Annotated in this window: 13 protein-coding genes and 2 riboswitches; of the genes, 9 read left to right on the forward strand and 4 right to left on the reverse strand. The window is 59.5% G+C overall.

The annotated features are described in order from the left end of the window. Together DTF_RS27230 and DTF_RS0110625 are read right to left on the reverse strand one after the other, a co-directional pair. A partial coding sequence (locus tag DTF_RS27230; RefSeq protein WP_304412866.1) for an aldehyde ferredoxin oxidoreductase N-terminal domain-containing protein occupies positions 1–419 on the reverse strand: 419 nt, incomplete at its 3' end. A 21-nt stretch (positions 420–440) separates the two neighbouring features. Beyond that, positions 441–558, reverse strand: a riboswitch (molybdenum cofactor riboswitch). A gap of 66 nt (positions 559–624) precedes the next feature. Then, on the reverse strand, positions 625–1,788 hold the full coding sequence (locus DTF_RS0110625) for an iron-containing alcohol dehydrogenase (protein ID WP_027715302.1): 1,164 nt from the start codon (positions 1,786–1,788) through the stop codon (positions 625–627). A 469-nt stretch (positions 1,789–2,257) separates the two neighbouring features. Beyond that, positions 2,258–2,373, forward strand: a riboswitch (molybdenum cofactor riboswitch). Positions 2,374–2,612: 239 nt separating this feature from the next. Between DTF_RS0110625 and DTF_RS0110630 the strand changes: the two genes are divergently transcribed. From DTF_RS0110630 to glp, 3 genes are read left to right on the forward strand one after another with little or no spacing between them, the layout of a single operon-like run. Beyond that, entirely contained in the window at positions 2,613–3,299 is a 687-nt protein-coding gene (locus DTF_RS0110630; protein WP_027715303.1) for an ABC transporter permease, read from the forward strand. A gap of 5 nt (positions 3,300–3,304) precedes the next feature. Further along, positions 3,305–4,003, forward strand: coding sequence for an energy-coupling factor ABC transporter ATP-binding protein (locus DTF_RS0110635; protein ID WP_027715304.1), 699 nt, complete (start codon positions 3,305–3,307; stop codon positions 4,001–4,003). Further along, positions 4,000–5,217, forward strand: a complete 1,218-nt coding sequence (gene glp / locus DTF_RS0110640) for a gephyrin-like molybdotransferase Glp (RefSeq protein ID WP_027715305.1) — start codon at positions 4,000–4,002, stop codon at positions 5,215–5,217. The genes DTF_RS0110635 and glp overlap by 4 nt, the downstream gene beginning before the upstream one ends. A gap of 153 nt (positions 5,218–5,370) precedes the next feature. Here glp and DTF_RS0110645 read toward each other — a convergent pair whose 3' ends face one another. Beyond that, complete coding sequence (locus tag DTF_RS0110645; RefSeq protein WP_027715306.1) at positions 5,371–5,583, reverse strand: molybdopterin-binding protein; 213 nt, start codon at positions 5,581–5,583, stop codon at positions 5,371–5,373. Positions 5,584–5,724: 141 nt separating this feature from the next. Between DTF_RS0110645 and DTF_RS0110650 the strand changes: the two genes are divergently transcribed. The 6 genes from DTF_RS0110650 to DTF_RS0110675 all read left to right on the forward strand — a co-directional run bounded on the left by DTF_RS0110650 (position 5,725) and on the right by DTF_RS0110675 (position 11,944). After that, positions 5,725–6,873: an iron-containing alcohol dehydrogenase gene (locus DTF_RS0110650; RefSeq protein ID WP_027715307.1), complete on the forward strand. Its 1,149-nt coding sequence runs from the start codon at positions 5,725–5,727 to the stop codon at positions 6,871–6,873. Positions 6,874–6,965: 92 nt separating this feature from the next. Continuing rightward, the gene (locus DTF_RS0110655; RefSeq protein WP_027715308.1) at positions 6,966–8,624 is read left to right on the forward strand and encodes an ATP-binding protein; all 1,659 of its coding nucleotides are present in this window, start codon (positions 6,966–6,968) and stop codon (positions 8,622–8,624) included. 176 nt (positions 8,625–8,800) lie between these two features. After that, positions 8,801–10,333, forward strand: a complete 1,533-nt coding sequence (locus DTF_RS0110660) for a sigma-54 dependent transcriptional regulator (protein WP_027715309.1) — start codon at positions 8,801–8,803, stop codon at positions 10,331–10,333. A 117-nt stretch (positions 10,334–10,450) separates the two neighbouring features. Beyond that, positions 10,451–10,915 carry an NUDIX hydrolase gene (locus DTF_RS0110665; RefSeq protein WP_027715310.1) on the forward strand — a complete coding sequence of 155 codons (465 nt, stop codon included), beginning with the start codon at positions 10,451–10,453 and terminating at the stop codon, positions 10,913–10,915. Then, entirely contained in the window at positions 10,915–11,418 is a 504-nt protein-coding gene (mobB, locus tag DTF_RS0110670) for a molybdopterin-guanine dinucleotide biosynthesis protein B (RefSeq protein ID WP_027715311.1), read from the forward strand. Before DTF_RS0110665 ends, mobB begins: the two co-directional genes overlap by 1 nt. Positions 11,419–11,530: 112 nt before the next feature. After that, on the forward strand, positions 11,531–11,944 hold the full coding sequence (locus DTF_RS0110675; protein ID WP_027715312.1) for a hypothetical protein: 414 nt from the start codon (positions 11,531–11,533) through the stop codon (positions 11,942–11,944). Between the two features lie 161 nt (positions 11,945–12,105). Here DTF_RS0110675 and DTF_RS0110680 read toward each other — a convergent pair whose 3' ends face one another. Beyond that, entirely contained in the window at positions 12,106–12,762 is a 657-nt protein-coding gene (locus DTF_RS0110680; RefSeq protein ID WP_027715313.1) for a TrkA family potassium uptake protein, read from the reverse strand. Positions 12,763–12,765 lie beyond the last annotated feature (3 nt).

Consider the following 12,765-nt stretch of genomic DNA (forward strand, 5'->3'; position numbering starts at 1 on the left):
GCGAAGTTCCCCTTGCCGACCAGTTCGGTCTCCTCGGCGATGGTGACCCCGTCCTTGGTGACGTGCAGGCTGTAGAAGCAGTCTTTTTTAGGCAGTCCTTCGATGATCAGCGCCTTGATCCCCAGGCGGGCGAACTGATGGGCCGAGGTGCCGCCGGCGTTGCTTTCCTTGATGGTGCCCGTCAGCGGGCTCTTGGCCCCGCAGGACATGCGGCCGGACTGGGCGGCGGGGGTTCCGGAGAGCAGGCCCGGGGCGAAAACAAGCTTGTTGAGCTCTCCGAGGGGGTGACAGGTGGGCACGACCTCCTCGGCAACGATGGTCGAGGTCAGCCCGCGGCCGCCGAGTCCTGCCCACTTCTGGGGGACTTCTTCGACACAGGTGGTGAGGTCGGACATATTGACGCGAAAAATCTTATCCATTTTTTTATTCTCCCTTCCGGGGTTGACGAAACAAAATCTCCTTTCCGAAAGGGAGGCTCCGCCGTTTCCAGCGAAGCCCGTTGGCCCTGCACCCTGGGACGTTTCCTTTAGGCGGCTGGGCTCGGAGATATCTATTGTTGTAGGGGCAGGTGGGGGAACTATGTAGGGGCAATTCATGAATTGCCCCTACGAAAGGTCATCCGTATTACATCGCCGCCTTGTAGACACCGACGACGCAGTCGAGGGTGGCGGTGCGGGGGTTGGTCAGCATGCAGGCGTCCTTCATGGCGTTTTCGGCCATGATGCGCAGGTCGGTTTCCTGCACGTTGAGTTCTTTAAGGCCGGCCGGGATGCCGATGTCGGAGGAGAGCTGGCGGATGGCGGCGATCCCTTTGGCGGCAGCATCAACATCCGAGAGTCCGTCGATGTTTTCGCCCATGGCCACGGCGATGTCGGCGAAGCGCTTGGGATTGGAGATCATGTTGAACTCGCAGACCGAAGGAAGCAGGATGGCGTTGCAGACGCCGTGGGGGAGGTTGTAGAAGCCGCCGAGCTGGTGAGCCATGGCGTGAACGTAGCCGAGGCTGGCGTTGTTGAAGGCCATTCCGGCGAGGTACTCGGCGTAAGCCATCTTGTCGCGGGCCTCGAGGTTCTTGCCGTTGGCCACGACCGGACGCAGCCACTCGGCGATCAGCTCGATAGCCTTGATGGCGCAGGCGTCGGTGATCGGGGTGGCGATGGTGGAGACGTAGGCCTCGACGGCGTGGGTCAGGGCGTCCATGCCGGTGGCGGCGGTCAGGGCGGCGGGTTTGCCGACCATGAGAACCGGGTCGTTGATGGCGATGTTGGGGGTGCAGCGCCAGTCGACAATGGCCATCTTCACCTTGGTGTCGGTGTTGGTGATGATGCAGAAACGGGTCATCTCGCTGGCGGTGCCGGCGGTGGTGTTGATGGCGACGAAGGGGGGCATCGGCTTGATGGTTTTGTTGACCCCTTCGCAGTCGCGGATGTGTCCGCCGTTGGTGGCGACCATGCCGATCCCTTTGGCGCAGTCGTGAGAGCTGCCGCCGCCGAGGGAGATGATCGAGTCGCACTTCTCGTCCTGATAGACCTTCAGGCCGTCATGCACGTTCTTGTCGGTGGGATTAGGCTCAGCGCCGTCGAATATGACGACGGAAACGCCGGCTTCCTCCACCTGCTTCTTGATCTGGTCGGCCATGCCGATTCCCGAGATTCCCTTGTCGGTAACCAGCAGCGCCTTCTTGGCGCCGAGTGCCTTCACCTGCGCGCCGGTCTCCTTGGAGGAGCCGACACCCATGAGCGAAACGGTAGGGATGAAAAATCCGAAAGTCTGGTCTGCTAATGCCATTGTCCTGTTCTCCTTTTTTTGTTGGGGAATTCATTGTTCTGCCCGGACCTGCGCCGCAAGCAGATTAAATAAAACGATGGTTGGGTATACAGCAACAAGAATGCCATTTTCTCAACCAGCTATAAGCTGTTGAATATATAACAAATCTCACCCGGTAACGAAGGGATGGCTGAGAATGTCTAGTTGTTCAATCATGGATCTCATGGTTCCATTTTGGAACGAAACGTCCTTTATTGTTCCCCTTGAGCTGGTTGTGCCGATCGGGTTTTGGTGAGGAACCCGACATATACTCTAAAAAAACGAGTTTGCGCCGCGGATTTCCATTTCCCACTGGACTTTCTCCCGCAGACGGGAACACCCTGCCGGACAGACTTCGTGATTCGATCGGAATTTATTTGTGGTAAAAAGAAGAACAATTTTTTAGAATGGCGTATGGTTTGTGCATGAGAATTGCAAAACTGATTGATGCGAAAACATAAAACTCCGAACCGTACCGCCTAAGGGTCAGACCTACGGCGGACGGTCCGGGCCCTGCTGGAAACGGCACGGCCTCCCATTGTGGAAAGGAGACCTCTGGCTTCGCATGTGCGTACAGGCGAAATCGGCAGGGCTCTTCCACCAGGGAGAGCCCTTTTTGATGGCGTCGCAAAAAGTTCGCCCTACGGCGTTACGGCGTTTTTTCAGGACCTCGACATACCTGATGTATGCCTTCGCCCCTGAAAAACCACCAAGCCTTGTAGGACGAAATTTTTGCTTAGCCATCTTCTGAGTTTTTGCGAGTGCATCCTTTTTTATTCTTTGTTTTTCAAGATGGATTGTCTTGAATGGAGTTCCTGAGCGAATCGCTGCGCGCCGCCCTGGCGATGGTCCTAGCCGCCGACCGGGAGGTGGTGCATGCTGTCTGGACCTCCGTGTATACCTCGGGTTGCGCCATCGTCCTGGCGGCGCTGATCGGGATTCCCGCCGGCACCGGCCTCGGCCTCGGCCGCTTCGCCGGGCGACGGGCGGCGGTGACGGGGCTCAACACCCTGATGGCGCTGCCGACGGTGGTGATCGGGCTGGTCCTCTATGGCCTTCTCAGTCGCCAGGGGCCGCTGGGAGCGTGGGGCCTGCTCTTCACCCCGGCGGCGATGATCGTCGGCCAGACGGTGCTGGCGGCTCCGATCGTCGCCAACTACACCCTGGCGGCGGTCGCCGGCGCCGACCCCCGCATCATGACGACGGCCCTGACCCTCGGGGCGGGTCGCTTCCGTGCCGTCTGGCAGTTGCTGCTGGAGATCCGCTTCGGCATCATCGCCGCCGTGGTCGCCGGTTTCGGACGGGTCATCGCCGAGGTGGGGGTGGCCATGATGCTCGGCGGGAACATCCGCGGCTACACGCGGACCATGACCACCGCCATCGCCCTGGAGACGAGCAAAGGGGAATTCGCCTTCGGCCTGGCCCTGGGAATCGTCCTTATGGCGGTGGCGCTTGTCGTGAATCTTTTTCTGAACCTGCTGCAGCAGCGATAGCTCCTATGGAATCGATTCTTGCCGTACACAATCTGGAGTATCGCCGCGGGGACGGGGATTTCGCCCTGACCATCGAGCGGCTTGAACTGTTCTCCGGAAGGGTTCATCTCCTTGCAGGTCCCAATGGGGCCGGCAAAAGCACCTTGCTTCAGCTCCTTGCCCTGCTGCTGCCGCCCGATCGGGGAGAGATCCTGTTCGCAGGCGCCGCCGTAAAGGGAGCGGTGCAGCGACATAAGCTGAGACAGCAGATCACCCTGGTCGAACAGTCCCCTTTCCTGTTCGACACCACCGTCAATGAAAACCTCGCCTTTGGCCTGCGGCTGCGGGAAATCCGCGGCGATATGCAGCGTCACCGCATCGCCAGGGCTCTGCAGGCAGTCGGGCTGGAGGGTTTCGAATCCCGCCGCGCAAACACCCTCTCAGGCGGAGAGACGCGGCGGGTGGCCCTGGCCCGCGCCCTGGTCCTGAAACCCAAGGTCCTCCTCCTCGACGAGCCGACGGCCGGTCTCGACCGCGAATCTCTGCCCCTCTTCGAGAGCTGCCTGGCCGCCCTCCCCGGCACCGGGGTCTCCATCATCATCTCGACCCATGACATCGACCAGTCCCGCCGACTACAGGGACAGGTCCTCCACCTCGAAGCGGGCCGCCTGGTAGCGGCAGCCGTTCCGCCTTCCAAGTTCCGCACAATGGAGAGTTCCTCATGACCATCCGTTTCGAAGATGCCCGTTCCCTGATCCTGGAAAACGTCCCTACCCTCGGAGTTGAACGGGTGCCGCTTCTCGATGCCTCCGGGCGGGTCCTGGCCGAAGATGTCATCGCCCCCTGGCACATGCCCCTCAGCGACAACTCGGCCATGGACGGGTTCGCCGTACGTGCCGCCGACTGCGAAAGCGGAGAACCCCTCGTGATCACCGGCTACATCCCAGCCGGAGGCCGTCCCGAGCCGGCCGTGGTCTCCGGCGGTGCGGTCAAGATCATGACCGGGGCGCCCATTCCACCGCAGTGCGATGCCGTGGTTCCTTTCGAAGAGGCGGAGGAGTCGGGGGAGACGGTGCGAATTCTGGCGCCCGTGACCCTCCGGCAGCATATCCGCTTCCGCGGCGAGGACGTCTCCCCGGGAGACGTGATCATCCCGGCCGCCACCGTGATTCGCCCCCCCGAGGTCAGCATGCTCGCGTCCATGGGAATGGTGATGGTCCCCGTTCATCGCCGGGCGCGCGTCGCCATTCTTTCCACGGGGGACGAGCTCATCGAGCTTGGGCAGGCGCCGGCGGAGGGTAAGATCATCAACTCGAATTCCTTCTCCCTTGCTGCCGCGGTGCGGGAGTGCGGGGGCGAGCCGGTGATGCTCGGCATCGCCCTCGACACTCCCGAAGATCACCGGAAGAAACTGGCCGAGGGGCTCTCCTGCGACGCCCTGATCACCTCGGCCGGGGTGTCCGCCGGAGACCGCGACTTCGTCCGCGACGTGCTGGCCGATCTTGGGGTGAAGCAGCTCTTCTGGAAGGTCGCCATCAAGCCGGGAGGGCCGACCGCCTTCGCCCTCAAGGACCGCACCCCCGTCTTCTCCCTCCCCGGCAACCCGGTCTCCACCATGATCACCTTCGAGGAGTTCGTCAGGCCGGCCCTGCTGAGAATGATGGGGCATCGCCGGGTGGTGCGCCCCTTCGTGAAGGCGACCCTGAAAGAGGACGCCAGGAAGAAGCCCGGCAAGGTCAATTTCATACGGGTGAGGGTGGAGATAAAGGAAGGGCGCTACATCGCCTCCACGGCCGGCGACCAGCACACCGGCATCCTGCGGACGATGGTCAATGCCAACGGACTGGCCGTCCTGCCGCAGGAGGCCTCCTTTTTGCCTGCCGGCACCGAAGTGGATTTACAGATCCTGCGCGAAGAAGTGGCGATGCTGGAGAAATAGGCGAATAGTGGCTGTGCACCCATGTTTCAGGGCTGATCAAAAATGCCCAGGTGCAAGGCGGACGAAATCCTTCGGAATAAGGCGTACCTGCAAGGTACGTCGTTGACGAATGATGAGGACAACGCAGCAGATGGGCGTTTTTCATCAGCTCCTTTAGTGATCGACCGCCAGCATGACGTTGGAAGCCTTGATCACGGCGTAAGCTTCCTTACCTTCCTTAAGATTCAGGGCCTCCACCGCATCCTTGGTGACGATGGAGGTGATGGTGACGCCTCCGGGCAATTCGAGGAATATCTCCGAGTTGACCGCGCCGGCCACGATTTTCTTTATCGTCCCCTTGAGGCAATTGCGTGCGCTCAGTTTCATTTCGCTCCTCCGTTCCGAAAAGTGTTTCCCTCTTGCTCAAACCATATCAAGGGGAAAGCACTTTACAACGAGGGCGCTCTCGAACGCGCCGGAAATGACTCCCAACCGGCAGGTATGATATCTTGATCAACAGGAGATGCCGTGAACATCAGTAAATTCGTCACACCCGAGATCATCTTCGGCCGGGGCTCCCTGAGTCAGATCGGCGAAAGCGCAGCGCGCATAGGTGCATCGAAGGTCTTTTTGGTCAGCGATGAGGATGTGATCCATGCCGGCTGGGTCGATCAGGCTCTGCACTACCTGCATGCCTCCGGCCTGGAAACCGAAATCTTCTCCTCCCTCACGACGAATCCAAAGGACTGCGAGGTTACCGAGGGGGCCTTGAGGTATACGGCTTCCGGCTGCGACGCCATCGTCGCCGTGGGCGGCGGCAGCCCCACGGACGTGGCCAAGGCGGTCGCCATCCTGGCCAGCAACGGCGGCACTCTTCAGGACTACGAGGGGATCAACCGGATCATACGGCCGCTGCCGCCGATGCTGATCGCCCCCAGCACCGCCGGGGCCGGCTCGGAGGTGAGCCAATTCGCCATCATCGTCGATACCGCCCGCAAGCTGAAGATGTCCATCATCTCCAAGTCGCTGGTGCCCGACATCGCCATCGTCGACCCGGAGCTGCTCAAGACCAAGGACGCCGTGCTGGCGGCGGCCACGGGACTGGACGCCCTGACCCACGGCATTGAGTCCTACGTCTCTCTGGCATCCACCCCCCTGACCGACATCCATGCCCTGAAGGCGATCGAACTCATTTCCCGGAATTTGCGCCAGGCGGTGGCGGACCGAGGGGACATGGAGGCCAACACCAACATGGCCATGGCCAGCCTGACCGCCGGGATCGCTTTTTCCAATGCTATTCTCGGCGCCACCCACGCCATGACCCACCAGGTCGACGGGCTCATCGACCGGCATCACGGCGAGACCAACGCCTCTATTCTCCCCCACGTCATGGAGTTCAACCTGCCCGCCTGCCCCGAGCGGTTCAGGGAGATCGCCGTCGCCCTGGGAGAGGATGTGCGCGGGCTGGATCTTGCCGACGCCGCCGGACGCTCCATCGAGGCGATCCGCCGGCTCATCGCCGACATCGGTCTCGCCAAGGGACTGGGGGATATCGGACTGGAAGAGAAATTCATCCCCCTGCTGAGCCGCAACGCCATGAAGGACGCCTGCCTGGTGACCAATCCGCGCAACGCGACGCTGGAGGACATCGAAGCCATTTTCCGCAAAGCGATGTAAAACAAACGCAAGCTATAAGCTGTAAGCTGCAAGCTTTAAGATTAAAAGCTTCTGGCTTACAGCTTACAGCTTCCAGCTTACAGCTTGGATTTATGAAAAACAGGGAAAAACTGCTCGAACAGCTGACCGGTGTCGACTCCTCCAAGCTCAACTACTATGTCGAGCTGAAAAAGCGCAACCAGGAGGTTCTCACACAGAACAAACGCCTGGAGATCCTCCATCAGCTGGCCCGGGACATCAATATCGACATGTCGTTCTCCGACATCATCGGGCGGGCTTTCGTCAAGCTGCCTCAGACCCTCCCCTGCGACTTTCTCGGTCTGGTCACGGTGAAGGAGGGAAATCTGACGCTCAAGGCGATGATGCCGGAGGATTTCTGCCGGATTGACGACTTCCCGGCCCAATCTCCTTCGCTGAACGTCATCCGCAGTAAAAAAGCGGAGATCTTCCGGTTGACGCCGGAGGAACTCGGTCATGTCCGGATCGATCCTCGGTACCCCGACCCTTTGCGGACGTTGGCGGTGGCGCCGATGTTCAAGCGGGAAGAGGTGATCGGCGCCCTCATCGTCGCCAGCGCCGTCGAGTCAGCCTACAGCGAGACGGATCTCAGCTTCATTCAGCATCTGGCCGACCAACTGTCGATCAGCATTCAGAACGCCCGTCTCTACAAGCAGGTCTCGCGGGCGAAGAAGGAGTGGGAGGAAACCTTCAAGGCGGTGACCGATCCGATCTTTCTGGTCGACACAGACTACAACGTCCTGCTCCACAACGGCCGACTGCCGCCTGAGATGAGCGATTCCTGGAACCGCGCGCTCGGCAACAAGTGCTTTGCCAGGCTCCACGGCCGCACCGATCCCTGCCCCGAATGCCCTATCAAGGAGGTCCAGCGGACCGGCAAGCCGGTTTTCCAGCGCTGGCAGACCGAGTCCGGACTGCTCCTCGATCTCTCCTATTATCCGGTCCTCAACGAGGAGAAGCAGCTGGCGGCGGTGACCATCATCCTCAAGGATGTCACCCGCAAGACCAAGATGGAGGCACAGCTGGTCCATTCGGCCAAGCTGGCCGCCCTCGGCGAAATGGCCGCCGGGGTTGCCCATGAGCTCAACAGTCCGATGACCGTCATCATCGGCACCGGACAGATGCTGGCCCGGGAACTGCGTGATGAGGCCCTCGACGATAAAGCCGAGGTCCTCTCCGACATCATCAACTGCGGCCTGCGCTGCAAGCGGATCATCCAGAACCTGCTGACCTTCTCCCGCCAGGATCAGCTTCCAGCGACGGAGATCGACCTCAACGCCGAGGTGGAGCGGGTGCTGAGCCTTATTCAGTACCAGATCAATCGCAACCAGATCCGCATTGTCGAGCGCCTGAACCCCGACCTGCCGAAGATGCTCGCCAACGGCCCCCAGATACAGCAGGTGCTGACCAACCTCCTGGTCAACGCCCGGGATGCTCTGACGGAAACCGAGCATGAGGAAAAAATCATCGAAGTTTCCACCTTCCTTCGCGGGGAGGGGGGGGGAAAGTCCGTGGTGCTGAGTGTACGGGACAACGGAACGGGGATTGAAGAGGAGGACCTGAAAAAGATTTTCACGCCCTTCTACACCAGCAAAGAGGCGACCAGGGGAACCGGCCTGGGCCTTTCGGTGAGCCTTGGAATCGCCGAGTCCCACAACGGAACCATCGAGGTGGAGAGCCGGGCGGGCGAAGGGAGCACCTTCTCCCTCGTCATTCCACTGGAGAGGCAATAAGGACAGAGGACAGAGGACAGAGGACAGAGGACAGAGGACAGAGGACAGAGGACAGAGGACAGAGGACAGAGGGGAATTTGCCATCTTCGCCTTCCATGCTCAAGGGTTTTGTTTTGGCCGTCACCCGTCCTCCGTCTTCTGTCATCAAGGTTTTCAAGAACGAAGGTGATACTGAATTGACCCCGATCCGGATACTGATTATCGATGACGAAGCGGATGTCTGTACCTTTTTTCGTCGACTGCTGACGCGGAAGGGGCATGAGGTCGTCACTGCGGAAAACGAACGGGAAGCGGTGCGCGCGATCGAGTCGACCGGCTTCAATGTGGCCATGGTCGATCTGAAGCTGCCGGACACCGACGGGCTGACTCTTCTGCAGAAAATCAAGGCCCGCCAGCCCGGCTGCGAAGTCCTCATCATGACCGGCTACAGCACGATCAAGACGGCGGTTACGGCGATCCAGCTCGGCGCGTACGCCTATCTGGAGAAGCCTTTCGACGACATCGGTGAAATCGAGGCGCTGGTCGAAAAGGCGGCCTCCTATGCCCTGAGCCACCAGTTGGGGACGCATGTCGAAGAAGAATGGTCGGATATCGCCCGGGCCGTCGGCTTTCAGGTCGGCAATTCGCCGGAGATGCGGCGCCTGACTTCCCTGGCCTTCAAGATCGCCTCCAAGAACATCAACGTTCTGATCCAGGGAAAAACCGGGACCGGCAAGGAGGTCCTGGCCCGCTTCATTCACGCCGCCTCCAACCGGGCCGAGCAGGCCTTCATCCCCGTCAACTGCGGGGCCCTTCCGGAAAACCTCCTCGAAAGCGAACTTTTCGGCCATGAAAAAGGAGCCTTCACGGGCGCCGGCCAGACCCGGCGCGGCATCTTCGAACTGGCCAACCGAGGCACGCTCTTCCTCGACGAAATCGGCGACGCCAGCCCGCAGATCCAGGTCAAACTTCTGCGGGTCCTCGAAACCGGGGAATTCATGCGGGTGGGGGGAGAAAAACCGATCAGGACCGACGTGCGGGTGCTCGCCGCCACCAACGTCGACCTGGAAGGGGCGATTCGGGATAAGACCTTTCGAGAGGACCTCTTCTACCGCCTCAACGTGGTACGCCTTTCTATCCCCTCCCTGCACTCCCGGGCTGAAGACATCCCGCAGCTTGCGGAGCATTTCATACGGCAGCTCAGCCCCGAATTTCGCCTCTCCCCGGGCGCTCTGCACCAGCTGCAGGGGCATCACTGGCCGGGGAACATCCGCGAACTGGCCAACGTCCTCAAAAGGGCGGCGGTCCTCTGCCAAGGCGACACCATCCTGCCGGCGCACCTGGGCAGGGCCCTTGAAACGCCCTCTTCCGGGAAATCCGGAACGGCGTCCCCGGCCTCCCAGGAACGTCCCCCCCTCGCAGAATCGACTTCATTCGAGAGCTTCTGGGAGCATTACGGCAAGGAAGATGTTCTCGAGGAGATGAGCGCCGGCGAACTGAGCCAGATGCTCCACTCCCTGCGCGGCCTCGAAAACAGTCTGGTTTCGGTAATGCGCAGAAAAGGTTTCGGACCGCCGGCCCAAGAGGCGCTCAGGGAAAAAGAAGTGGAGACCATCAGAAAGGCCCTGGAGACGCATCGGTGGAACATCACCGAGACGGCCCAGGCACTCGGGATCGCCCGCAACACCCTGCACCGGAAAATAAACAGATTCAACCTGCGGGATTCCTGAAAAAACAATTTTACCGCAGAGAACGCAGAGGCCGCAGAGACAACCGATGGCTTTAACAGGGTTTTCCTCCGCGAACTCTGCGGTGAGATCAAATTTTTTGAAGCAAGGAGCCATGCCGTGCCTGAGAACAAACTGGTCTGCCCCCATTGCGGTAAGACGGTTACGACCTACCGCAACCCTTTCCCCACCGTGGACATCATCATCCGCCATGAGGGGAAGATCGTCCTGATCGAACGGAAAAACGAACCGAAGGGGTGGGCGCTTCCGGGCGGCTTCGTCGACTACGGCGAAAGCCTGGAACAGGCGGCCATCCGTGAGGCGGCTGAGGAAACCGGGCTGGAGCTGAACGATCTCCGCCAGTTCGGGGCCTACTCCGATCCAGACCGGGATCCACGCCAGCACAACATCTCCTTCGTCTTCACCGCGGAAGGCCGCGGAGAGCTGTGCGGAGGCGACGATGCGGCCAGGGCGGTGGTCTTTTCCCTGGACGAGCTCCCCTCACCGCTCTGTTTCGACCATGAAAAAGTTCTTACCGATTACCGCAACTGTTTATTTTCAACTGGAATCAAGGAGAAGAGATGATGAAGATCAAGGCTTTATCTTTCGTGGCAAAGTCCGGAACCGGCAAGACCACCCTTCTGGAGAAAGTGATCCGGGAACTGAAGGACCGTGACTACAGGGTGGGAGTCATCAAGCATGATGCTCACCGCTTCAACATCGACCATCCGGGCAAGGACAGCTACCGGCTCACGGCGGCCGGAGCGGACACGATGCTCATTGCTTCTCCGGAGAAGCTTGCCCTGATCAAGCAGCATCCGGTCTCTCCACCCCTTGATGAGCTGCTGGCAACCTATTTCTCGGATGTGGACATTGTTCTGACCGAAGGTTTTAAAAAAAGCGGCCTGCCCAAGATCGAGATCAATCGGCGGGAGCGCAGCGCCACATTGATTTGCCGTGGAGAAGAACATGATCCTACGCTCATCGCCGTCGCCAGCGATCAGTCACTGGAAGTAGATGTGCCGCTGCTTGATCTCAACGATACGTCCGCAATCGCCGATTTCGTCGAAGAGAGATTTCTGAAGTAACATCGAAAACTCCCAAAAGGTCATCAATAATGGCGACTCCGCTTGCGATGAAGATAATTTTTTATATGGTATTTATCTGACGCTTTTTTCGCCAGCCGGAAAGGACGGAGAGATGGGATTTTTTGACAGGATGTTCGGAGAGAAGAAGGAGTACCCGGAACTCGACCCATACAGCCCGACCTTGAACTGTCTGGAAAAGTTCCGGCCTCAGCTGGAGGCGTTATCGGCGGAAGCCAAACAACCCCTTGAGGTTATCCCCGGTGACGAGCGTGCCTTCGTATTCATCGGCAAGCCTCCGAAAAAATTCGGGATCGCCTGGATTGAAGAGGGGCAGGTCAACAACCTCAAAAACCGCGTGGATCCACAGAAGGTGCAGGCGTTGGCCGAACGTCTGCGGAAAATCTACGAAGCTAATCAGCAGGATGAAAGATTTTCCGCAAAGCTTGGCACCTGCAATCTTGTGGTGACGCCATCGGACAAATTCCGCAACGAGCTGAGAGAGGTCATTCAGGAAGCGACCCACTGAAGCTTACGCTGTTTTGAGCGTTTTGCCCCGGTTCCGGAGAACGGGGTACCGGACGCAACTCTCATTTCAGGCTGGCGAAAGATGAGAGACGCATCACCGGGGCAAGCGCTCCTTTTCCGTTCGGCGGCCACATTCATTGAGAAACCAGGTCATCCCCCTCCTTATTTCTTCAAAGCTCTTTCGATATCCACCATCTTCCCGATGAGGATAAGCATGTCGCTGTCCTTGATGACATAGTCGGGGCGGGGAACGGCGATGAATCGGTCGGATATCATGTCCTTTACCGCGATGACAGTGACCTGGAATTTCTTCCTGAGATCGAGGTCGATCAGGCTCCTTCCGATGAAATGACCGGGAGGATCGACCTCGGAGATCGAATATTCTTCCGCAAGAGGGATGAAATCCAGGATATTCGGGGTGGCCAGGGCGCGTGCGGTTTTGGCGGCCATGTCCTTTTCCGGGAAAATCACCTCCGTCGCTCCGACCTTCTCCAGGATGCGGCCGTGGTCCTCGCTGATGGCCTTCACCAGGATACGCGGGACCTTCATTTCTTTCAGGTAGAGAGTGATGAGGGTGGAGAGATGGGATCGCTCGCCGGTCGATACGACCACCGCATCCATTTCCCCGATCCCCTGGGCGAGGAGGAAATCCTTCTTCGACGCGTCGCCCAGGATGGCGTAGGAGGAGCAGTCCTGGACCTTCTGGACCTTCTCCTTGTCCGTATCGACGGCGATCACCTCCATGCCCTTCTCGTAGAGATTTTTCACCACATGGAAACCGAAGTTTCCCAGCCCGATGACGCAGTAGCGCTTTTTCATGTG

This window comes from Desulfuromonas sp. TF (assembly GCF_000472285.1).
GTDB lineage: Bacteria > Desulfobacterota > Desulfuromonadia > Desulfuromonadales > ATBO01 > ATBO01.

Coding starts and splice junctions, on each gene's coding strand:
- DTF_RS0110625 (WP_027715302.1), bottom strand. CDS start 1,788: ATGGCATTAGCAGACCAGACTTTCGGATTTTTCATCCCTACCGTTTCG.
- DTF_RS0110630 (WP_027715303.1), top strand. CDS start 2,613: ATGGAGTTCCTGAGCGAATCGCTGCGCGCCGCCCTGGCGATGGTCCTA.
- DTF_RS0110635 (WP_027715304.1), top strand. CDS start 3,305: ATGGAATCGATTCTTGCCGTACACAATCTGGAGTATCGCCGCGGGGAC.
- glp (WP_027715305.1), top strand. CDS start 4,000: ATGACCATCCGTTTCGAAGATGCCCGTTCCCTGATCCTGGAAAACGTC.
- DTF_RS0110645 (WP_027715306.1), bottom strand. CDS start 5,583: ATGAAACTGAGCGCACGCAATTGCCTCAAGGGGACGATAAAGAAAATC.
- DTF_RS0110655 (WP_027715308.1), top strand. CDS start 6,966: ATGAAAAACAGGGAAAAACTGCTCGAACAGCTGACCGGTGTCGACTCC.
- mobB (WP_027715311.1), top strand. CDS start 10,915: ATGAAGATCAAGGCTTTATCTTTCGTGGCAAAGTCCGGAACCGGCAAG.
- DTF_RS0110675 (WP_027715312.1), top strand. CDS start 11,531: ATGGGATTTTTTGACAGGATGTTCGGAGAGAAGAAGGAGTACCCGGAA.
- DTF_RS0110680 (WP_027715313.1), bottom strand. CDS start 12,762: ATGAAAAAGCGCTACTGCGTCATCGGGCTGGGAAACTTCGGTTTCCAT.